A 21,798-nucleotide genomic window follows, 5' to 3' on the forward strand; every position below is an offset into this window, starting at 1 on the left:
AATGGGGAGGAATGGGAATGACAACTACTATTGGAAAAATATTTGATTTAACAGCTGGCAAGTTTCCAAATAAAGAAGCTTTGTATGATGTCAGAAAAAATCTGCGTCTTACGTATAAGGAATGGAGCCTTGAAATTAATAAATTGGCAAACGCTCTTCTAAAAGCAGGTGTCAGGAAGGGCGACAGAGTTTCAACCTATTTATTCAACACAGAGGAACTTGCGACAGCCTTCTTTGCATGTGCGAAGATAGGTGCAGTTTTCAATCCGATCAACTTCAGGCTTATGTCAGAGGAAGTAGCTTATATCCTAAACGATGCAGAACCAAAAGTAGTGTTAATTGAGCAAATGCTTACAACAGGCATTACACCAATAGCCCAGCGTTACCCCCATATTTCATTCTGGTATATTGATGAAAATGAATCGGATTATGCAGCATCTTACCGTGAGAAAGTCGATTCAGCACCCCACACTGAAATTGTTGCAGATATTGATGAAAACGATCTGTATGCCATCATGTACACCAGCGGCACAACAGGAAGGCCAAAAGGAGTCGTCCATCGGCATAGGGATATGGTCGAACAAAGCCTAATCGTAATTGGAGCGACAAAGCTGGAAAGCAGTGATCATGGTCTTGTAGCAGCACCAATGTTCCACTGTGCCGAACTTCATTGTGCCTTTTTGCCCCGAGTGCATGTAGGGGCAAAAAATACGATCCTTCATCACTTTGAAGCAAAAGAAGTTTTGCAGATAATTTCCGAAGAAAAGATTACAAAATTTTTTGCAGCCCCGACGATGTGGAATATGCTTCTTCAGGAAAAACTGAATAAATATAACCTGGAAAGCCTAAAGCTAGGGCTTTATGGAGCAGCTCCAATGGCCCCGGCACTTGTTTATGCCTGCCGTGAAAAACTAGGCATATCCCTTGTGCAAGCATACGGAATGACAGAAATGGGTCCAGCGATTACATTTTTAGCTGAAGATGACCAGATCAGGAAAGCCGGTTCCGCGGGCCAAGCCTGCCTAAACCATGAAATTCGAATTGTAAGGCCGAATGAAAATGGTCCTTCTAATCCTAATGATAGAATTCCAGCGGGAGAGACGGGAGAAATCATTGTTAAGGGGCCATGCATGATGAGTGGTTACTTCAACCGTGAAGAAGCAACTGAAAATGCCATGTATGGGGGCTGGTATCACTCAGGGGATATTGGCTTCCTTGATGAGGAAGGGTTCCTCTATGTAAAAGATCGTGTCGACGATATGATCATAAGCGGTGGAGAAAACATTTATCCCCGTGAAGTGGAAGATGTTCTATACACTCATAATGGAGTTCTTGATGTAGCAGTAATGGGACAGCCAGATGACCGCTGGGGAGAAACGGTAACAGCTTTTGTTGTAAAAAAAGATTCTTCTCTAACTGAAGCCGAACTCGATGAAATATGCAAGAATAGTGTTGAACTTGCCAATTATAAGCGTCCAAGAAAATATGTATTTTGTGATGTTCTTCCAAGAAATGCAAGCGGGAAGATTCAAAAATTCATGCTGCGCAAACAGCTCGAAGATTTATTTGCAGACGGGAAAATCTAGTCGGGCAGAAAGGAATTTAAAATGTTAAAAGGAATACGAGTAATCGACTTTTCAAATTATCTTCCAGGTCCATATGCCTCACAGAGGCTTGCAGAGCTGGGAGCCGAAGTTATAAAAGTAGAGCCGGTAAATGGAGATCCCAGCAGGCATCTGGATATCAAAATTGAAGGTACGGGTGCTGTCTTTTCAGCCAATAACCGCGGCAAAAAAAGCATTGCGATTGATCTAAAAAGCATTGAAGGCAAAAATGCTGCTCTAAAGCTGATATCAATGAGTGACGCAGTCCTTGAGAGTTTTCGTCCAGGGATCATGAAAAAGCTGGGGCTGGATTATGACTCTGTTAAAAGTCATAACCCGAATATTGTCTATTGTTCTCTTACTGGCTACGGCGAAAAGGAAGGCTATCAATATCTGGGCAGCCATGATTTAAATTATATGGCTGTAAGCGGTGCGCTTGCCCAGTTAAAGGATCGCAGCGGAACGCCTATCCATCCTTCCAATACGATGGCTGATTATATGGGAGGCATGGCAGCGAGCGAAAGGATTCTGGCTGCTCTGCTCTCCTGTAAGCTAACCGGACAAGGAGGATATCACTGCATTTCAATAGCTGAAGTGATGGTTGGCATCATGGGGAACCATCTGCTGATAGAAAATGAGACTGGATACCCAAATGGGGTTTCTGTTTTAAATGGGGAAATTATAGCTTACTCCATTTATGAAACGAGAGATGGAAGATTTGCTGCACTTGCCGCACTCGAGCCAAAGTTCTGGATAAACTTCTGCCAGGCGGCCGGGAGGGAAGATTGGATTAACTCCCAGTTTACAAATGCCTCTGGGAGCAACCCTGCTTATATAGAAGTGACTGAATTATTTAAAAGCAAAACATTAAAAGAATGGACTGAGTTTGGGCAAAAAGTTGACTGCTGCTTGAGTCCTATATTGGAAACAGGGGAACTAATGGACTTTCCTCTTTTTAGGGGTATTATTGAAAACAGATTAAACGATCCCTATATAAAGATGCAAGGGGAGAGTAACACAGCTTTGGCAAGGCCTCCAGCATTAGGAGAGCACACTGAGGAAGTTTTGACAAAGATTGCGGGATTGCCGGCGAAGACAGTTGAAACGATGAAAGATGATCGAGTCTTTTAGAAGAAAACGAGAATGAATCAAGGACAGGGGTGGGCTTTTATGAGAAATTCCATATTCAGACACCGGAAGCAATTATTTATTGCTGGAAAGCATTCGAAAGGAATTTTTCCAGCAATAAAGTGGACGTTACATAGATTACATCAAAGTTTTTAAAATTAAATGTAGTTTGGGTACTAAACTACATAATCGAAACATTTGAATGGAATTGGACAAGCGTCTAACTAGTGTTTCTTTGCTGCTTTTATTTGAGTAGAGGCTGTTTATAAGATTAAATGGTATAATGGATGGGAATACATAAAAAATATACTTTTTCATGATTTGGAGTGTGATGGTCAGTAGTGCGTTTTATTAAAACGATCCCAAACATCGTGACATTGGGGAACTTATATTGCGGCTTTCTGTCTATTGGTTTCGCAGCCAATGGACATTTCAAAAATGCTGCCATTCTTATTTTGATTGGCATGATGTTCGATAGCATGGACGGCAGACTAGCAAGAATGCTTAAAGCAGACAGTACTCTCGGCAAAGAGCTGGATTCACTGGCAGATATTGTGACGTTTGGAGTTGCCCCATCGTTTTTGGTGTATTATACATATTTTTTTCAATTTGGATTTATTGGTTTAATTATTTCCGGCCTATTCCCGTTGTTTGGCGCCTACCGGCTGGCAAGGTTTAATATAAGCACTCCCAAATCTTCCTTAAATTATTTTGTCGGAGTGCCAATTACCGCAGCAGGTGGGATTATGGCAATCCTGACACTTTTCGGTGACCTTATTCCCAATATAATTACGACAGTAGTTTTCACGGCACTTTGTTTTTTAATGGTGAGCAGAATTCGAATTCCCAGCTTCAAGGAAGTTCCTCTTCCAAAATACGGAACAATCGTCACAATCTTTTTAGGGAGTGTATTATACGTAATTTACAGGGGCTCCTATGGCCCGTTTCCCAATCTGATTTATATAGCGATTCCGCTTTATATTGCGTATTTGGCTTATAGGTTCATTAGAGGAAAAAATAAAAAAGAAATCGATTAACAGACTCCATCATAAGGGTCTGTTTCTTTTTTAAAAAAAGGCCTAGGCCGGCCTTTTTTATGCTATAACAATTTATATCCTTTTGTACTCATGCAGACGTTGTCACTGGACGTGGCGCTTTTAGTCTGCGTTCCTTGAATGGGCAGTCACCTCCACATTTCAGGCAATCCTCCCAAAAAGGCAAAGGACGCCTTTCAGAGAGGCTCGTCTTGTGCTTGTCGGGGGTGGTCAAGGCGCCCTGCGCTTTTCTTATTTATAGAAGACTTTGTCTACATTATATTTTGCTTGTAATTCATTAATGATATAGGTCTCATAAATTTCCCGCTCCATGCTGTCTTCTACAAAAATAACGGCAATCTTATAGACTTCATCCCGGTGGTTTTTGATTGGCGATACATTATCTTCAAAGTGCTTTTTAACGCGCTGTCTTAATTTGCGGGCCTTCCCCACAAATAAAAGATCTTCATTTGCATCAAAAAACAAAATCATGCCGCCTTTATCTCTCGGTATTTTATGATAATCAGTGAAACCATAAACACTGCTAAGGTCGCTTTCGACTGCCTGCCCCATTTGCCTGCTTTTCGTAATAACCAGATTGGGTTGAGGAATCTCAATTTTAATCAATTTTATCACTTCCTATTCTGAACTAAGAGTAACATAACATAAACATGCCAAGGAATCTACAATCCGGAAAAAGACCGATAATTTGCATTTTATTTATTTATAATGACTTGCAGACTAATTCATAATTTTCCTTTCTTTTGATAAAAGTACACCCTTAAACCCCGTGGTGCACTTTGAAAATCTTCTGAATTCCTCCTGCACTTATCGTGTAAAACACATTTTCATAAGGAAATAGTCATATCAAAAATTCAACTTACATAAAAATGAGAGATAGCTCGGGACGAATAAAAATATATTAAAAAAAAAAGGAAAAAAGTATTACATAAAGAATATTAAAACTATTCATAATTTTATAAAATTTATTTCATTTTCCGAAAAATGGGGGCTGATCGTTTGGGTATTTTAGAGATTAAAGATGTGACATTAAGATTTGGCGGAGTAGTAGCACTGGATCATGTCTCGTATGAAGTTAAAAAAGGTGAGATTTTTTCCCTCATTGGGCCAAATGGTGCAGGCAAGACGAGTATGCTGAATTGCATCAGCGGACTCTACCGGCCGGCTTCAGGCTCGGTCAATTTTAAAGGGGAGGATATTTCCCGCTATAAGCCTCACAAAAGAGCCAGCTTAGGCATTGCCCGAGCTTTCCAGAATATTGAGCTTTTCCCGCATTTATCTGTATTGGACAATCTTATGCTTGGCAGGCATGTGAGGATGAAAACAGGAGTCCTATCAGGCGGATTGTATTGGGGAAAGGCGCAAAGAGAAGAAGTCGAACACCGTGAAAAAGTTGAACAGGTGATTGATTTCCTGGAGATTGAGCATATTCGCAACACGCCAGTAGGCACACTCTCTTATGGCCTGCAGAAGCGGGTTGAAACTGGCCGGGCTCTTGCTTTAGAACCGGAAATGCTTCTGCTGGATGAACCTATGGCAGGCATGAACAGCGAGGAAAAGGAAGACATGGCCCGTTATATCATGGATATTCATGAAGAAATGAATACAACTATTATCCTGATTGAGCATGATATGGGAGTTGTTATGGATTTGTCCGATCATATTGCCGTACTGGATTTTGGCAAGCTGATTGGCTTTGGAACACCAGAAGAAATACAAAACAACCAGAAAGTAATTGAAGCGTATCTAGGCGAAGAGAACGCCGTATAAAAAGCGGCTGAAAATCTATCGAAATGTAAGAGGGAGGGGAGAAATTCTATGAGCATGACGTTTCCGCAGCTATTAATTGAAAGGGCTTACAAGAACGGTTCTCAGGTAGCATTGCGAGAAAAAGAGTATGGAATTTGGAACGAGTTCAATTATGAATCTTTCTTGGAAAAAGTTAAACTTTTCAGCCAGGGTTTGGCTGCATTGGGGCTTGAAAGGGAAGATAAGGTCGCAATAATAGGTGATAACAGAATCGAGTGGATTATCAGTGAATTGGCAGCGCAAAGCCTAGGGGGCATATCTGTCGGTATCTATCAGGAGTCATTGTCCACTGAACTCAAGTATATTATCAATGATTGCGATGCAACGATTGTGGTTGCTGAAGACCAAGAGCAAGTGGATAAACTGCTGGAGATCAAAGATGCCATTCCGAAAGTAAAGACAATCATCTATTACGATCCCAGGGGAATGAGGAATTATCAGGAGGAATTTCTTCTTAAGTTTGAGGATGTCCTGGCGATTGGACAATCGTTTCAATCAAAGGAACCTGAATTTTTCCAGCTTGAAGTTGACAAAGGTACTGAAGATGATGTAGCCATTCTCTCCTATACGTCGGGTACAACAGGCAATCCAAAAGGTACTATGTTAACCTATCGAAATTTGGTGAACATGGCTAAGAATCTGTCATCGATTGACCCGCTGACAGATAAGGATGAGTATGTTTCTTTCCTGCCCCTGGCCTGGATTGGCGAACAGATGATGACACTGGCGATGGGGCTGTATAACGGCATGACGATTAATTTCCCTGAAGAGCCGACAACCGTTTTGGAAGATTTGCGGGAAATAGGTCCGCAGGTGATATTTTCGCCGCCGCGAATCTATGAAGATATGGTTTCCCGTTTTCAAGTGAAAATTCAGGATAGCGGCTGGCTCAAACGAAAGATTTATAACTGGTGCAAGCCAATTGGAGAGAAAGTGGCTAAAGCTCAATTTGAAAATATACCAGTCAGTTCAGGAACCAAGATTCTATATAAAATTGCTGATTACCTAATATTTAGTGCCATACGCGACCATCTCGGCTTGCTCAAAATAAAGCGAGCATATACAGGGGGCGCTCCGCTTGGACCAGATGTGTTTGAATTCTTCCATAGCATTGGAGTGAATGTCAAAAGCATATACGGCCAGACGGAAGTTTCCGGCATATCCATTGTACATAGGGATGGCGACATCAAACTTGATAGCGTTGGTATCCCCATTCCGGGAACAGAAGTGAAAATTTCTAATGAAGGAGAAATCTTAATCAAGAGTTCCAGTGTGTGCAAAGGATATTACAAAAATGAAAAAAGCACAAAAGAAACAATCCAGGAAGGATGGCTGCATACAGGAGATGCTGGCACGCTGGATGAAGAAGGGCATTTGTATATTATTGACCGGATTAAAGATGTTATCCGGCTTGATACAGGAGAGATGTTCTCTCCGCAATTTATTGAAAACAAACTTAAATTCAGCTCCTATATCCAGGAAGCAGTAGCAATAGGAAAGGAGCGGCCTTATGTTGTAGCCATGATTAATATTGACATGAAAAATGTTGGCCGCTGGGCTGAGAAAAATCAAATCAGCTATACAACCTATACAGATTTATCATCCAAGCCTGAGGTTTTGGACTTGATTGAAAAACAGGTTCAGAAAATTAACCAGTCACTTCCTGAAAAAGCACGTGTAAAGAAATTTGTTCTGCTATACAAAGAACTGGATGCAGATGATGAGGAACTAACAAGAACAAAGAAAGTCCGCAGGCAGTTTGTCGCTAAAAAATATCAAACATTGATCGACGGCCTGTATACCAAAGATACAAAAATAGAGGTCAATGGAACGATTAAATATCGTGACGGTTTGGAACAAACCATCCAAACGACACTTCAAGTCATTTTTATGGATAAAGGTGAGGGGGCAGCTTAATGACTTTTTTCTTGCAAATGCTCGTTACAGGAATTGTAGTAGGAAGTGTCTATTCACTGGTTGCATTGGGTTTTGTTCTTATTTATAAATCCAGCGATGCCATTAACTTTGCACAGGGAGAGTTCCTCCTTATTGGAACATATGTATGTTTGACGCTTATTACAGCTTATAACATCCCATTTATCGCAGCACTGATGATTGCATTGATTTTTAGTGCCGTGCTTGGTTTTGTTATTGAACGAATTGTCCTGAGGCCTTTTATTGGAGAGCCTGTCATATCGATGATTATGGCGACCATTGGTTTATCCAGTGTACTCGCAGGGATTGTCCATATTACTTGGGGCCATGAAACTAGAGTTTTCCCCAAAGTGTTCTCAGAGCAGCCGATCCATTTAGGGGAAATTGTCATTGCGCCGGTGTATCTCTGGTCTCTATTAATCGTTGTCATTATGCTTGTCATTTTTACGCTCTTTTTCAAGTATTCGAAGCTTGGGATTGCCATGAGGGCAACAGCGGATGATCAGCAGGCAGCGATGTCGATGGGAATCAGCGTCAAAATGATTTTCGCCGTAGCCTGGGCAATTGCCGCAATTGTCTCTGCAGTTGGGGGTATCCTGCTTGGAAATATCAATGGAGTGAACGCTTCTTTGTCTGCTATCGGATTGAAGGTATTGCCTGTTGCCATTCTTGGCGGGCTTGATAGTATTCCGGGCGCTATTATTGGCGGGCTTATTATCGGCATACTCGAAAGCTTAACTGGAGGATACCTGGATCCATTGGTTGGTGGCGGTCTGAAAGAAGTTATGCCGTTTGTCATCCTCGTATTGATCCTAATGTTCAAACCATATGGTTTGTTCGGCAAAAAAGAAATCGAGAGGGTGTAAACGATGAGAAATCCTTTTGTAATGGATTGTGGAGAATTTCATGTGAATTATAAACAAGATATGGCCATCTGGAAAATTTCCAGAGTCAGGATGCGTGTTTTTATTCTGCTGGCTGTCTTTGCTGTATTTCCAATGTTTGCATCCGATTATATCATTGGCCTGGCAACGCTTTGCGGAATCGCAGCGATTGGAGCTATTGGGCTAAACATTCTAACAGGTTTTACAGGACAGATTTCCATAGGGATGGGTGCTTTCCTAGGTGTAGGAGGCTATACCTCTGCTATTTTAACAGCAAAGCTTGGGCTTAGCTTCTGGATTGCCATGCCGACAGCTGGCATTGTCACGGCCATTGTAGGAGGCCTGTTCGGGTTACCATCTCTAAGGCTGAAAGGGTTATATCTAGCAATCGCTACTTTGGCAGCCCAGGTGATCATCCTGTTTGTGATATCACGCTGGGATTCACTGACTGGAGGAACAGCCGGAATGGTATTATCCAGACCTGAATTAGGCAGTTTCGTTTTTTACAGTGAGCAAAGCTATTATTATTTAATGTTTGTTGTGCTTGTAATTACAACGATCTTTTCCCTGAATCTCTTCCGATCACGGGTTGGCCGCGCATTTATTGCAGTTCGTGACCGTGATGTGGCAGCGGAAGTAATGGGGATTGATTTATTTAAATACAAGGTATTAGCATTCATTGTAAGTTCCTTTTTCGTGGGAATTGCCGGTGCTTTGCTGGGTCACTACACAATGGTTGTAAGTCCGGAATTGTACAGCATTACAGTTTCAATTGAATACTTGGCCATCATCTTAGTAGGGGGATTAGGCAGTGTATTCGGTTCCATCTATGGAGCGGTGTTTATCACATTGCTTCCGGTTTTACTAAGGTCAGGGGTAGAAATGCTGAGCGGTGTTTTTCCTGATTTATCAGCAGTCTTAATAGGCATGAAGGAAGTCGTTTTCGGTCTGGTGATTATTTTGTTCTTAATATATGAACCTCAGGGATTAGCGAAAATATGGAAAAACATTAAAGACTACTTTAAATTGTGGCCATTTTCCTATTAATTCCCGGGAAATAATTTCTGAAAATTTTGAAAGTATTCTATTTAAAAGAAGATACTTTCAATTTTTAATAAAAATGAGGTAATAAAGGGGGAGCATTATGAAGAAATTTTGGGCAGGCTTATTTGCGGCAACACTAATGACTGGGATGCTGGCTGGCTGTTCAGGAGGCGGCGAACAAGCAGCGGGTGATCAGAAAGGTACCGTAAAAGTCGGTGGTATTTTTGACCTGACAGGCGGAACTGGTGATGTAGGAACACCATATGCAGAAGGGGAAAAAGCATTTTTTGAATCTATTGCAGAAGAGAGGATCAATGGCTATAAGCTGGAACTAATCGGTGATGACTATGCTTACAAAATTCCAGAAGCGCAGAAACTTTATCAAAAATTAAAATCCAAAGATAAAGTAGCGGCCATTTTAGGATGGGGGACAGGCGATACTGAAGCCCTTCGCCAGCAGGTAGCTGCCGACAAGCTCCCTTTCATTTCAGCTTCTTACTCAGAGAACATAAAAAATATTGATGAAAGTCCATATAACTTCCTGGCAGCCGCTTCTTATTCAGATCAGGCAAGATCTGTATTGAAGTGGATCAAAGAAAACCATAAAGAGGGAGAGCCGACTGTTGCTTTAATCTACAATGATACTGCTTTCGGCAAATCACCTGTCGAAGATGCGAAGAATTTTGCCAAGGAAATAGGCATTGAAGTAGTTGATGAGCAAATTGTGGACCTTCAGGCGCTTGATGCGACTTCACAGCTTTTAAATATGGAAAAGAAAAACCCTGATTATGCGATTATTCAGCAAACGTGGGGAGCAACAGCAACGATTTTGAAAGATGCGAAAAAGCTTGGACTTGATACACAGTTTATCGGTTTAAACTGGGCAACCGGCGAAGGGTTGCTTCCAATTGCTGGAGATGCAGCGGAAGGCTTCATTGGTGTCGTAACACATGCATTCCCATACGAAGATCTGCCAGGTATGGAAGATGTTAAGAAGTTTGTTGAGAGCAAGGGCGAAAAATTGGAAGATAAAAACCAGAAGTTTATCCAAGGCTGGGTGTCTGCCAAGATTATGGTCGAAGGGATAAAACTTGCTGAAGATCCAACAACAGGGGAAGGCATTCGAACCGGACTTGAAAAGATTTCAAACCTTGATCTTGGCGGATTGGCTGCACCAGTAACCTTCACATCTGACAACCATGCAGGAACTAACCAAATTCGCTTGGCCGAAGTAAGGAACGGCAAGTTTGAAGCGTTTACAGATTATATCGGCTACTAAAAAAATGGGGGGCGAGGTTTTATACCCGTCTCCTGTTATTTTTTTATTTGAATGCCAATGATGTTGGCTGCTGAATTGTGAACTTAGTGAATAAATGACGGAATTAGCGAACAAAGGATTACATCAGCGAATAAAGCTATGAATCTAGCTAAGAAAATGTCGGATTTAGCGAATATACGACGAAAATTGGAGAATAAACTTGGAGCGATATGATAAAAAGAGAATCAACCAGTTTGGGAAATGAGGAGGACAAAGCATGCTGACTATTAACAATATCGAAGTAATGTACGACAAGGTCATCCTTGTTTTAAAGGGGATGTCGATGGTTGTTCCCAAGGGTAAAATCGTTGCCTTGCTAGGAAGCAATGGAGCTGGGAAAACAACTACACTAAAAGCCATTTCCGGATTGTTAAAAAGTGAAAACGGCGAAGTGACAGATGGATTTATCGAATTGTACGGGGAAAGAATTGATGTTAGCGACGCCGAAACAATCGTAAAGAAAGGCATCTTTCAATGCATGGAAGGCAGGCGTGTTTTTAAGCATCTTTCTGTGGATGATAACTTGGTTGCGGGAGCACATACAAGAAAGGACCGAAAAAATATTAAGAGCGACATCCAGAAAGTTTATCATTATTTTCCGAAGCTTGAAATACTGAAGCATCGCCAGGCAGGATATTTGTCAGGCGGGGAGCAGCAAATGCTCGCCATTGGAAGAGGAATCATGGCAAAGCCAAAAGTTCTTCTTCTGGATGAACCTTCATTAGGTTTAGCACCCCTTTTGGTAAAAGAGATTTTTGGCATTATCAAGAAAATCAATGAGGAAGAGGGAACGACTATATTGGTGGTCGAACAGAATGCAAATGTTGCACTATCCATTGCAGACTATGGATATATCATGGAGAATGGCCGGATTGTGATGGATGGCTCGGTGGAACGATTGCTTTCCAACCAGGATGTGCGCGAATTTTATCTTGGAATGGGTGATAAGGGCCGGAAAAGCTATAAAGATATTAAATCGTATAAAAGAAGGAAGAGGTGGCTGTAGTGAAAAACCTGCAGAATGTGATCCAGCATGCATATGAAAACGCCAGTGGATTTAAAAGGCAGATGGATGCGGCAGGCATATCTCCATCAGAAATAGAATCTGCGAGTGACCTTGAAAAAATTCCAGTACTTAAAAAAGATCGTCTGCCGAAACTTCAATCCGACAGCCAGCCTTTTGGAAATTTGGCAGCGATGGAGCCGAGTGAAATGGCAAGAATTTTTATGTCGCCTGGCCCAATCTATGATCCGCAAACGCATGATAAGGATTTTTGGCGTTTTTCAGAGGCACTTAAAGAAGCCGGCTTTGGGAAAGGGGACATTGTCCAAAATACTTTTTCCTATCACTTATCACCAGCCGGCTTTATGTTTGATTCGGCTCTTCGCGAAATTGGTGCGACTGTCGTCCCTGCAGGAACAGGCAACCGGGAGCTGCAAATTCAGCTGATGAGGGATGTAAGGGTGACCGGATATGTGGGAACACCAAGCTTTTTTAATCTATTGCTGGATGCCATTGAAGATAAGGGATGGAAAATCGGAAAAGAAATCTTGATTAAAAAGGTTTTCTTTACCGCAGAAATGTTGACTGTAGAGATGCGCAAAAGATGCGAAGACAGTGGAATTACAGTATATGAAGGGTATGGTACAGCGGATTGCGGGTGCCTGGCTTTTGAAGATAAGCAAGGTCCAGGGTTAAAAGTAACAGGCTCCGTCATTGTGCAAATATGTGACCCGCTTACCGGAAAGGATGTTTCAGGCGAAGAAGGAGAGATCGTTGTTACTCTTTTTGATAAAAGTTATCCGCTCATCCGGTTTGGGACAGGCGATCTATCCCGATGGGTTCAAGGATATGAAGGGAAGCGGATCGCCGGAGTGCTCGGGCGTGTTAGTGATGGAGTGAAAGTGAAAGGAATGTTTGTCCGGGAAGAACAATTAGCTCAAGTAATGGAAGAAGCAGGCTATCCATTTTTCCAGGCCATTGTTTCAAATGAAAGCGGGACGGATGAATTTAAGATTTTGGTAGAATTTGATGGGGAATTGGAACCTGGTCTAGCATCAAAAATCCAGGATATAATCAGGGTGAAACCACTCCTTGAAAAAGCAGCAGCGGGTACCCTGCAGCAGGATGATAAAAAACTGGCAGATAAGCGGAATTACGAATTAAAGAAGGTTTAAGTAAGAAGGGCTATTAAAGCCTTCTTTTTTATGGATTGAAATAACGACGAAAAAGTGGGAATGAGGTGTAAAAAGGTAGTTAATGAGCTGGATTAGCGTCGAAAAGGTGATAGTGAAGAGTAGAAAGGTAGTCAATAAGCGAGATCAACTGTGATATTGGAATACAAAGATAAACATGGCCGCTATAAAAATAAACGACCATATTCATCAATTAATCTTATTCTCGCTTTCGATCTCTAAAAACAAGCCTTTATAATGAGAAGTTACTTTTATAACCTGCAATCCACAATCATGGATCGTTTTCAGTGTATCACGATTCAAGTGGCAGCCATCGCAAACACGTTTCCAGACCGGATTCAAGATTTCTTGAGCAAAAGCAAGGGCTGGCTGGTCTATTTTTACATGTTCGAAGAATAGAATTTTTGCATTTGGCTTGCTTACTCTTAAGATTTCCCTGAGTGCTTTTTCAGGATTGGGAATTGTACAGAAAACAAGTGTAGCCACAACGGTATCAAATGTGTTGTCAGGGAAATCAAGATTTTCTGCTGATTGCCGGTGGATTTGGATGGGAACAGCGGCAGCTGCCTTTCTTGGCTGGGACTGTTCGATCATTCCCTCATTTGGTTCTATGGCGTCAACATGTTCAGCGTGCTTATATAATGGGAAGTTAACTCCGGTGCCTGCCCCGATTTCCAGTACACGGCCAGTAGCCTTGGAGAGAATCCCTTTTCTTATTTTCTGAAATTTACTTTTTTCCAGCGGCTGCATGGCCAGGTCGTAAATGGATGGAAAGAAGTTGACCAATTGTCATTCATCTCTTTTCTCGTTTCTCGTTTGCGTTCTTTACTCTATTGTACCTTTTAATAAAAGCGAAACAAGCCGGAATTTCCGTTTAGGAGTCCCGGCCAAAAGTATTTAAAGGTTGCTGTCGAACATATCATTCAGTTTCTCATAGGTGTCCGGATATTTTGCTTCATACTGAAGGTAAGTAGGAACAGGGTAGCGGACACCGCCTTTGTGAGTCTGCTGTAATCCTTCAATGAACGCATCTGCCATGGCAAAAGGGATGGTAAAAGCCATTTCATGGTCATGGGTTTGTCCAAACACCCGATCACCATAGCAAGGCAGGATGACTTGAGGCTTATTCGTCTTAATGGTTTTTATGACGATATCTGCACAGTCGGCACGGGCGGTAAAACTTGAAGTGATTTCTCCGCCAGTATGATAGAGGGCCCCGGCAACCATTCTCATTACTTGTGCTGAATTTGCATAAACAGTGATCACTTCCGGTTCAAATGAAGCCCTTCCCAGTGGGGCAATCAAAACAGTCCCAGCTTCGTCTTTTGTAAACTTCGGAACAGCCGCTTCCGTTAATTCACCAAGATTACAGGTTTTAGTGTACATGCCATCTGTCAGGCTGCCTTTTGTATAATAATCAAGTTCTTCTTCAAAGCCAAATGCAATTTTAGCAATCGGACAGGATAAATCCTCTCCTCCCATGGCAAGGGCCCAGCCGTATCTCCTGGCCATCGTCACCCCCTGGCAAATGCTGAACGTTTTTCCAAAATCCTTGGCAGGGCGCTTTACCCATTCAGGCAGGACTTCTTCTTTTTTCATAACACGAATTGCAAGCGGAAAGGTGTCAGGGCGCACGTATGAATGAATTGCTGTTTCCAAATCTGACAGCTTTTGTGCAGGTCTTGTTTGCTCCATCGTTATACCTCCAAATAACAACTAATAGTTAGTAAGTATTCTGTAAATTATATGGTTTAACCTGCATATTTAAGTGTTTATTTTGGGAACAGTTATAAAGCACGGTTGACATGAAACCAAAAGGTTATATATAATAATTAATGAAACCAAAAGGTTGTATTTTATCTATAAGGAGACTTTTTAATGCAAACACTGCAGGATATTAAACAAACTGTAATACTGAATGCGCCAATTGAAAAAGTTTGGAAAACAGTTTCTACCTCTGAAGGAATTGAAGCTTGGTTTATGCCAAATGATTTTAAGCCGGAACTGGATTACGAGTTTCATTTGCAATCCCCTTTTGGACCGTCACCATGCAAGGTAACTGAATTGGATGAGCCAAATAAGCTTTCTTTTACATGGGATACAGATGGCTGGTTTGTTTCATTTATTTTAAAAGACCTTGGCGGAAAAACAGAATTTACGCTAATCCATGGGGGATGGAAACAGCCTGATGAAATTGTTGCGAAAGCAGGACAGGGCAGTGCGGTTATACGGGAAAGAATGTCTCAAGGATGGACTGGAATTCTCGAAAAGCTTGGCAAGGTTACAGAAAAGTAATGAGCTCATCTGCCAGGAAGCATGATGTGTTTCAGGCAATTGCCGATCCGACGAGGAGAGAGGTCCTAAGGCTGCTGGCAGAAAAAGAACGTCCTATCTCTGAGATCAGCGCTCATTTTCCGATAAGCCGTACAGCTATTTCAAAGCATCTCTACATCCTAACAGAGGCTGAATTAGTTAGCGGAAGAAAGGTTGGAAGGGAAAAAATCTATCATTTGCAGCCCGAACCGCTGACTGAATTGAAGCAGTGGCTCTCGTTTTATGAACAATTCTGGAATAATAAGCTAATTAAGCTTAAACACCTTGTTGAAGATGGCGATGAGAGGTTGAAAATCGTAGAAAATAATGAAAAATATGAATGAATCTTAGAAAAAGGGTGGGGCTCTTTTTCTTTTTTTGTGAAATAATAGCTCCAAAATATGATAGGTTTTAGTCGAAAACAGAGGTTTTCAGCAACTTCTTAAGTTTTATCATCATCTTACTCAATATATCAGCAACAAAACGAAGGCATCAACATTTCCAAACGATCAGCAACTTCTGATTCAACTGCTGGCTGATAAAAAAGTTAGGTCTTTCCGCTAAAAGATGTAATATAATAAAACTTGTGTTTACTATTTTTAAGGAGATCTTAGCGATGTATCAGACATTCACTTTACAGGAGAAGATCAGGCAAATTTCGATTATGCTGATCCCAATATTAATTACGCAGCTGGGCATGTTTGCAATGGTCTTTTTTAATACAATTATGTCTGGCAGGTATAATGCTTCCGATTTAGCCGGGGTTGCGATTGGTTCTTCTATCTGGAACCCTGTCTTTACTGGGCTTAGCGGGATTTTGATGGCTGTATCACCGATTGCAGCACAGCGATTCGGCGAAAAGAAGAATAAAGAAGTTACTTCTGTTGTGAAAAATGGAGTATACCTGGGCTTTATCATTGCGGTGATCGTGATTTTGGCTGGTTCACTTTTGCTGAATCCTCTATTGGACAGCATGAATTTGCCGGGAAATGTGGAAGAAACGGCAAGGGGCTATTTAGTGGGGCTCAGCTTTGGAATTATCCCTTTATTTATTTTTAACGTATTAAGATCTTTTATTTATGCACTAGGAAGGACTAGAGTGGTTATGGTGATTTTATTTTGTTCACTGCCATTCAGTTTCATTTTGAATTATGTCCTGATCTTTGGCCACTGGGGTTTTCCTGAGTTAGGAGGAGCGGGGGGAGGCTATGCCACGTCTTTTACGTATTGGTTCATACTGGCCATGACAGCTCTTATTATTAAAACGAAAGAGCCATTCTCGGCTTACAATATTTTTAGCAGCTTCAATGATTTTTCATGGGAGCGCTGCAAAGAGCTTTTAAAAATTGGCGTGCCTATGGGGCTGTCAATCTTTTTTGAAACGAGCATGTTTGCAGTTGTGACCATTTTAATCAGTAAATTCAATGTAACCACGATTGCTGCTTACCAGTCGGCATTAAATATCGTATCCTTCCTTTATATGATTCCGATCAGCATTTCGATGGCACAAACTGTTTTAGTTGGGTTTGAAGTAGGGTCAGGAAGATACAAAGATGCAAAGGTTTATAGCTGGCTCGGTATTTACCTGGCAATCTTTATTGCCTTGTTAACCGGTTTGCTCGTTGTTCTCTTCCGTTATGAGGTAGCAGCACTTTATTCCAATGAGAGTGCAGTTATCGCCCTGACTGCCCACTTTCTTATATATGCTTTGTTTTTTCAGATTTCCGATGCCATTCAGGCTACCACACAAGCCGCTTTAAGGGGATATAAAGATGTCAATATTTCCTTTATCGTGACACTGATTGCCTACTGGCTAATCTGTCTTCCCGTAGGCTATGTCCTGGCCCATTATACAAGCATGGGAGCAACAGGCTATTGGATTGGGCTGACAATTGGGCTGCTTGCTGCCGGTATTTGTCTGTCCATAAGGCTGATTTACATTCAGAAACGAAAGTTTGTTAGGAATGAAGTAGAAGAAGCAGTATAAAAAATCGCCTGGCCGAAATTGGCCAAGGCGATTTTTTTTGACTGACATCTTCCTGACATAAAAGGCCTATATAGTAAAAGCAGGGCATGATAATGCTCTGTCTTAGAATAAAAACCTAGTAGGGTATAAGATTAAAAAAGACAGTATAGTGAAAAGTTGCAGGAAGTGCTTGAGGAACGTATCCAGCTGTTTGGCATGAGTGGAAAAGGCATGAAAGGCGGGCATGGTATGGGATTTAAGGATCCAGGCAAAGGCCATGGCCATGGCGGTAAATTCCAGGAAAGCACAACAGATCAGCCAATCACCGATGGGCAAAGTGAAGCCGAGCAGATTTCTGCAGGCATACTATAAAGAATTAGTTAAATTCCCGTATATACAAATTCGGTTTTTTTTGTATAGTAAGAATATTGGAGGACTGAACAATGAAAAAGATCCTTGTCGCCGAAGATGAATTGGCCATATCCAAAGTTTTATGCGCTTATTTACAGCGTGAAGGATTTGAAATCCTTCCAGCTTATAATGGGAAAGATGCACTTGAATTATTTTTCAAAGAATCTCCTCATCTCGTGCTTTTGGACATCATGATGCCTGGAATGGATGGCTGGAGTGTACTTGGAAAAATCCGAGAAAAAAGCGCCTGTCCTGTTATTATGCTGACTGCACTGGGTGACATTGATTTCAAATTAAAAGGCCTGAATACAGGTGCAGATGATTATATTTCTAAGCCTTTTAACGGGGGCGAAGTTATTGCGCGAGTAAACGCTGTTCTTAGGCGTTCTCCAGATATATACCAGGATGAACATATTAAGCAATTTGGCAGTTTGGCCGTTCATTTTGATTCGCATACTATTTTCCTGAATGGAAAAGAAGTTACATTAACCCCGAGGGATTTATCCTTGCTGTTATTTTTAGCCAAGAGCCCAAACAGGACCTTTACAAGAGAACAGCTGATTGAGCATGTCTGGGGAATGGATTATGATGGGAGCGACCGTGCAGTTGATTTGGCCATCAAAAGAATTCGGCAGGCATTATCCGAATGGCCAGATGCAGAAGGCGAGATACGAACGCTGAGAGGGATGGGGTACCAATTCCATGTTTACAAAAAAAAATAAACGGACCACGCTGCTGCGATATTGGACGACCCGCTATTTATTTACCCTTGTAGCAGGACTCCTGATTTTAGCGGCCGGTTCTATGTGGTGGATCAGGCAGAAAACTCTTGATAATCGGCTGAATTTAATGCAGTACTTAGCTGTTGAAACTGCAGACCGTGTGGTGAAACAGGACGGCAATCTTGAATTTGACCCATTTTTTAACCGAATGCTGGAAGAAAGGGCAAAATTGCTTGAATTTAAATTTGAGCCACAGGTTTTTATCAGTGACTTAGATGGCCAGGTTCTTTACAAAAAAGCCGGACGCATGCAGAGAAACAGCCAAGTTGGACCTGGACTTGGAACATTGCCGCCTGAACTGGTCGACGGTGAAGAGAATGTTAAAAAACTGGAGATACAAGACGGCCAGGCTGTATATACAGTTAAGGCGCCAATATTGGTAAATGAAAGTCAAGTAGGCTGGGTTGTCGTCGTTCAGAATGCTGATGATTTGACGAACGTCAATCAGGAGTACCGGCTCCTATTAATTATGCTTATTGGACTTGGACTGCTTGGCTGGAGCGTGATTTACTTTCTGTCCCGGAAAATTTCACGGCCGATTCAGGAAGTCGCTTTTGCTGCTTCCAAGGTAAGCGAAGGAGATTATGACATTGACTTAAAAGCATCTGCTAATGAGGAAGAAATCCATGACTTGATTACTTCGTTTAAGGAAATGACGGACCGTCTCATGCATCTGGAAAAACTCCGGGCAGAATTGCTTGCCGGCGTCACTCATGATCTCAAAACACCGGTCACATCGATCAGCGGATTAATTCAGGCTGTCCGGGATGATGTTGTTACCGGTGATGAGAAGCAGGAGTTCCTTGATATTTCGTTAAAAGAAGTCAATCGCCTGCAGAAAATGATTGAAGACTTGCTTGATTTTAATTCCTTATCAGCTGGCGCTTTTTCCATTAGGCCAGAAAACTGCGATATGAATAAGCTGATTGAGGATATTGTCCGCCAATGGGCAGTGACACAAAAAGGGGATTTTCAATATAAGGTCAAGGTTCCCGATACCACTATTTACAGGACTACGGATCCCTATCGCCTGCAGCAAGTGTTAATCAATCTGCTGAATAACGCCGTCCAAGCGATTGATGCAGATGGGGTCATTACGGTCACTGTAGGGGAAAAGGCTATTGAAGTGCATGACAATGGATCAGGAATACCTGACCAAGAGCAGCCATTCATTTTTGAACGCTTTTATCGCGGAGAGCAAAAAAAGCTGAAAGTTAGAGGGCTAGGCTTGGGATTGCCCTTCAGCAAACTGCTTTTAAGAGCATTAAATGCCAATTTGCTATTAAAAGAAAGCTCAAAAAATGGAACTTCTTTTATAATCGAATGGGAAGAGATTCATGAAGGTGAAGAGAGCCATTCTATTGTATATAGACATGAATAGGATTATTTGTTTTATACAAGGAGGGAAATTGAATGAATGTAAAAGCAATATTTTTTGATGCATATGGAACACTATTTGACGTTCACTCTGTTTTAGAAACATGTGAACAGTATTTTCCGGATCGAGGGATGCAGATAAGTGAAGCCTGGAGACAAAAGCAGCTTGAGTACACCTGGCTCCGCTCCATGATGGACAAATATGAAGACTTTTGGAAGGTCACTGAAGATGCACTAGCTTACGCATTAAAAGCGCTCGGTCTGGATGCTGGAAAGGAAGTCCGCAGTGCTTTAATGAGGGAATATTTGCATTTGAATCCTTATCCTGAAGTTCAGAAGGCTTTAGAGAAATTGAATAGCCGCAAGCTGGCAATTTTATCAAACGGCACTCAGGCCATGCTGGATCTGCTTGTGGAAAATGCACGCTTAACACAAGTCTTCAGTGATGTAATTAGTGTGGATGAGCTGAAAATCTATAAGCCTTATATGGGTGTATATGAATTGGGAATAGATAAATTATTTATTGATAAAAATGAAGCTCTTTTTGTCACTTCCAATCCGTGGGATGCAGCAGGAGCAAAGACATTCGGATTCCGAGTGTGCTGGATAAACCGTTTTAACAAACCTTTTGATGAGCTAGGGGTACACCCTGACGTAGTGATCAGGAATTTGGAAGAACTGGCTGACAAGCTGTAAGTAGAAAATTCCTGAAAAATGCCTCCTATCCTTGATTGAATGATATTTATTCAATCAAGGATAAATTTTTAGGCGAATCAAATGCTATTTTTTTAAAGAAAAGAAGTTCTTATAAAATGGGCAGCCTTTGCAGACCCATGGGGAAATAGGATCGGATATTTTTGAATATATTGATGGTCAGGAAAAAGAGTCTCAAACCAATAGGGTTTTCCGTTAAAAAAGGTTGGGGGAAATTGCGGGTTAATACTCTTGAAGATTATCAGATTAGAATCGCAAGTGCAGAGGATAATGAAGAAATCATAGAACTGCTAAAAGAGACAGCATTATGGATTCTATCACAAGCAATTAATCAGTGGCAATATCTATTGGATGGCGGGGAGGATAAAGAGATTAAGGAAGCAGTCTATGAAAAAAAGACTCGATAAACAGAGAAAACTTATCTTAGAATCTGCTGGGAGAATGGTGAAAGCTGTGAATGCTGCATGGGATGCCGGCAATGTTGTTTGTGTTGCTGCAGGAAATTCAGGTCCGGCCAAAAAAGCTTGCAACCATTTTGGGCAGAGCCAGAATAATGGTTACCGATGTGAGAAATTTCATGACCATATTTAGATTATTGGAAATAACTGAGGCAAAGGCGTCCATCATTCCGCTTAAAATTGAACTATACGCTTCTGCCATTTCAATTGCCTGCTGGTTTTCAACCATAACATCTTCGAGCAGATCTTTGTCCTTTTCATACATTTTTACATAATTCATGCGCAGGATTTTTTGCAGCACAACTTTATTTGACTTCAATGAGGTCGGAAAATAAACGAGGCTTTTTTCTAATGCCAGAAAAGCATACAATTCTTTATTTTTTAGGACTGGTATTCAGAAGTTAGGGGTTTCAACCAAAATTTATAAAGCTTCATATTACTGAAAATTTCTAATTAATAATTCGGGAAGGAATTTTATTGTTAATAGAGTAATTAGGAAAGGAGACACGATTATGTGGTGGTTGATCATTGTGATTATTGCGTATCTCCCAATTTTCTATCGAATCTATAAACGCCTTGATTACTTGGAAGAAGAGGTTAAAAGACTGAAAAGAGAAAAGGGTGAACTGCTTGGGGAATATAGAGATACTTGAGATTGAATCAATAGAAGGGTACTTATCTGGATTAACAGAACTTTTAGTAAAGGTAGTAGGCGAAGGGGCATCAATCGGTTTCTTGCTCCCATTAGATAAATCAGCAGCGGAAGTCTATTGAGGAAGAGGATTTGCCCGGAAAGGCATGTCA

General features: G+C 41.4%; 23 protein-coding genes and 1 pseudogene. 20 read left to right on the forward strand and 4 right to left on the reverse strand.

Annotated features, from left to right (window positions below; genetic code table 11):
• The first annotated feature begins 17 nt into the window (after window positions 1–17).
• From NCCP133_RS08495 to pssA, 3 genes are all read left to right on the forward strand, one after another.
• Complete coding sequence (locus tag NCCP133_RS08495; RefSeq protein ID WP_264804498.1) at window positions 18–1,586, forward strand: fatty acid--CoA ligase; 1,569 nt, start codon at window positions 18–20, stop codon at window positions 1,584–1,586.
• A gap of 21 nt (window positions 1,587–1,607) precedes the next feature.
• Entirely contained in the window at window positions 1,608–2,735 is a 1,128-nt protein-coding gene (locus NCCP133_RS08500; RefSeq protein ID WP_264804499.1) for a CaiB/BaiF CoA transferase family protein, read from the forward strand.
• A gap of 338 nt (window positions 2,736–3,073) precedes the next feature.
• Window positions 3,074–3,769 (forward strand): CDP-diacylglycerol--serine O-phosphatidyltransferase, encoded by a 696-nt coding sequence (gene pssA, locus NCCP133_RS08505; protein ID WP_264804500.1) that lies wholly within the window; start codon window positions 3,074–3,076, stop codon window positions 3,767–3,769.
• A gap of 249 nt (window positions 3,770–4,018) precedes the next feature.
• On the opposite strand, the gene NCCP133_RS08510 is transcribed toward pssA, so the two are convergent.
• On the reverse strand, window positions 4,019–4,339 hold the full coding sequence (locus tag NCCP133_RS08510) for a nucleotide excision repair endonuclease (protein WP_442874252.1): 321 nt from the start codon (window positions 4,337–4,339) through the stop codon (window positions 4,019–4,021).
• Between the two features lie 432 nt (window positions 4,340–4,771).
• Between NCCP133_RS08510 and NCCP133_RS08515 the strand changes: the two genes are divergently transcribed.
• The 7 genes from NCCP133_RS08515 to NCCP133_RS08545 all read left to right on the forward strand — a co-directional run bounded on the left by NCCP133_RS08515 (window position 4,772) and on the right by NCCP133_RS08545 (window position 12,955).
• Window positions 4,772–5,557, forward strand: a complete 786-nt coding sequence (locus NCCP133_RS08515; RefSeq protein WP_442874250.1) for an ABC transporter ATP-binding protein — start codon at window positions 4,772–4,774, stop codon at window positions 5,555–5,557.
• 48 nt (window positions 5,558–5,605) lie between these two features.
• Entirely contained in the window at window positions 5,606–7,513 is a 1,908-nt protein-coding gene (locus NCCP133_RS08520; RefSeq protein WP_264804503.1) for an AMP-binding protein, read from the forward strand.
• Window positions 7,513–8,397: a branched-chain amino acid ABC transporter permease gene (locus tag NCCP133_RS08525; protein WP_264804504.1), complete on the forward strand. Its 885-nt coding sequence runs from the start codon at window positions 7,513–7,515 to the stop codon at window positions 8,395–8,397. The genes NCCP133_RS08520 and NCCP133_RS08525 overlap by 1 nt, the downstream gene beginning before the upstream one ends.
• 3 nt (window positions 8,398–8,400) lie before the next feature.
• The gene (locus NCCP133_RS08530; RefSeq protein ID WP_264804505.1) at window positions 8,401–9,462 is read left to right on the forward strand and encodes a branched-chain amino acid ABC transporter permease; all 1,062 of its coding nucleotides are present in this window, start codon (window positions 8,401–8,403) and stop codon (window positions 9,460–9,462) included.
• Window positions 9,463–9,559: 97 nt separating this feature from the next.
• Window positions 9,560–10,738 (forward strand): ABC transporter substrate-binding protein, encoded by a 1,179-nt coding sequence (locus tag NCCP133_RS08535; protein ID WP_264804506.1) that lies wholly within the window; start codon window positions 9,560–9,562, stop codon window positions 10,736–10,738.
• Window positions 10,739–10,994: 256 nt separating this feature from the next.
• Window positions 10,995–11,783, forward strand: coding sequence for an ABC transporter ATP-binding protein (locus NCCP133_RS08540; protein ID WP_264804507.1), 789 nt, complete (start codon window positions 10,995–10,997; stop codon window positions 11,781–11,783).
• Entirely contained in the window at window positions 11,783–12,955 is a 1,173-nt protein-coding gene (locus NCCP133_RS08545; RefSeq protein WP_264804508.1) for a phenylacetate--CoA ligase family protein, read from the forward strand. The genes NCCP133_RS08540 and NCCP133_RS08545 overlap by 1 nt, the downstream gene beginning before the upstream one ends.
• A 207-nt stretch (window positions 12,956–13,162) precedes the next feature.
• Here NCCP133_RS08545 and NCCP133_RS08550 read toward each other — a convergent pair whose 3' ends face one another.
• Together NCCP133_RS08550 and NCCP133_RS08555 are read right to left on the reverse strand one after the other, a co-directional pair.
• Complete coding sequence (locus NCCP133_RS08550; RefSeq protein ID WP_264804509.1) at window positions 13,163–13,759, reverse strand: class I SAM-dependent methyltransferase; 597 nt, start codon at window positions 13,757–13,759, stop codon at window positions 13,163–13,165.
• Window positions 13,760–13,870: 111 nt separating this feature from the next.
• Window positions 13,871–14,668: a DUF169 domain-containing protein gene (locus tag NCCP133_RS08555; RefSeq protein WP_264804510.1), complete on the reverse strand. Its 798-nt coding sequence runs from the start codon at window positions 14,666–14,668 to the stop codon at window positions 13,871–13,873.
• Window positions 14,669–14,851: 183 nt separating this feature from the next.
• On the opposite strand from NCCP133_RS08555, the gene NCCP133_RS08560 reads away from it, so the two are divergent.
• From NCCP133_RS08560 to NCCP133_RS08595, 8 genes are all read left to right on the forward strand, one after another.
• Complete coding sequence (locus tag NCCP133_RS08560) at window positions 14,852–15,268, forward strand: SRPBCC family protein (RefSeq protein ID WP_264804511.1); 417 nt, start codon at window positions 14,852–14,854, stop codon at window positions 15,266–15,268.
• Window positions 15,268–15,630: an ArsR/SmtB family transcription factor gene (locus tag NCCP133_RS08565; protein WP_264804512.1), complete on the forward strand. Its 363-nt coding sequence runs from the start codon at window positions 15,268–15,270 to the stop codon at window positions 15,628–15,630. The genes NCCP133_RS08560 and NCCP133_RS08565 overlap by 1 nt, the downstream gene beginning before the upstream one ends.
• A 272-nt stretch (window positions 15,631–15,902) precedes the next feature.
• Window positions 15,903–17,273: an MATE family efflux transporter gene (locus NCCP133_RS08570; protein ID WP_264804513.1), complete on the forward strand. Its 1,371-nt coding sequence runs from the start codon at window positions 15,903–15,905 to the stop codon at window positions 17,271–17,273.
• A gap of 165 nt (window positions 17,274–17,438) precedes the next feature.
• Window positions 17,439–17,624, forward strand: a complete 186-nt coding sequence (locus NCCP133_RS08575) for a hypothetical protein (protein ID WP_264804514.1) — start codon at window positions 17,439–17,441, stop codon at window positions 17,622–17,624.
• Window positions 17,625–17,695: 71 nt separating this feature from the next.
• Window positions 17,696–18,385 carry a response regulator transcription factor gene (locus NCCP133_RS08580; RefSeq protein WP_264804515.1) on the forward strand — a complete coding sequence of 230 codons (690 nt, stop codon included), beginning with the start codon at window positions 17,696–17,698 and terminating at the stop codon, window positions 18,383–18,385.
• Window positions 18,366–19,826: a sensor histidine kinase gene (locus NCCP133_RS08585; protein ID WP_264804516.1), complete on the forward strand. Its 1,461-nt coding sequence runs from the start codon at window positions 18,366–18,368 to the stop codon at window positions 19,824–19,826. The genes NCCP133_RS08580 and NCCP133_RS08585 overlap by 20 nt, the downstream gene beginning before the upstream one ends.
• 32 nt (window positions 19,827–19,858) lie before the next feature.
• The gene (locus tag NCCP133_RS08590; protein ID WP_264804517.1) at window positions 19,859–20,518 is read left to right on the forward strand and encodes a haloacid dehalogenase type II; all 660 of its coding nucleotides are present in this window, start codon (window positions 19,859–19,861) and stop codon (window positions 20,516–20,518) included.
• A 233-nt stretch (window positions 20,519–20,751) separates the two neighbouring features.
• Complete coding sequence (locus NCCP133_RS08595) at window positions 20,752–20,943, forward strand: hypothetical protein (RefSeq protein WP_264804518.1); 192 nt, start codon at window positions 20,752–20,754, stop codon at window positions 20,941–20,943.
• A 106-nt stretch (window positions 20,944–21,049) separates the two neighbouring features.
• Here NCCP133_RS08595 and NCCP133_RS08600 read toward each other — a convergent pair.
• A pseudogene (locus tag NCCP133_RS08600) lies at window positions 21,050–21,379 on the reverse strand (magnesium transporter CorA family protein); the annotation flags it as partial.
• A 127-nt stretch (window positions 21,380–21,506) separates the two neighbouring features.
• Between NCCP133_RS08600 and NCCP133_RS08605 the strand changes: the two are divergent.
• Window positions 21,507–21,647, forward strand: coding sequence for a hypothetical protein (locus tag NCCP133_RS08605; RefSeq protein WP_264804519.1), 141 nt, complete (start codon window positions 21,507–21,509; stop codon window positions 21,645–21,647).
• Window positions 21,625–21,768, forward strand: a complete 144-nt coding sequence (locus tag NCCP133_RS08610) for a hypothetical protein (RefSeq protein ID WP_264804520.1) — start codon at window positions 21,625–21,627, stop codon at window positions 21,766–21,768. The genes NCCP133_RS08605 and NCCP133_RS08610 overlap by 23 nt, the downstream gene beginning before the upstream one ends.
• Window positions 21,769–21,798 lie beyond the last annotated feature (30 nt).

Origin of the sequence: Cytobacillus sp. NCCP-133 (assembly GCF_026011715.1) — a bacterium.
Taxonomy (GTDB): domain Bacteria; phylum Bacillota; class Bacilli; order Bacillales; family Cytobacillaceae; genus Cytobacillus.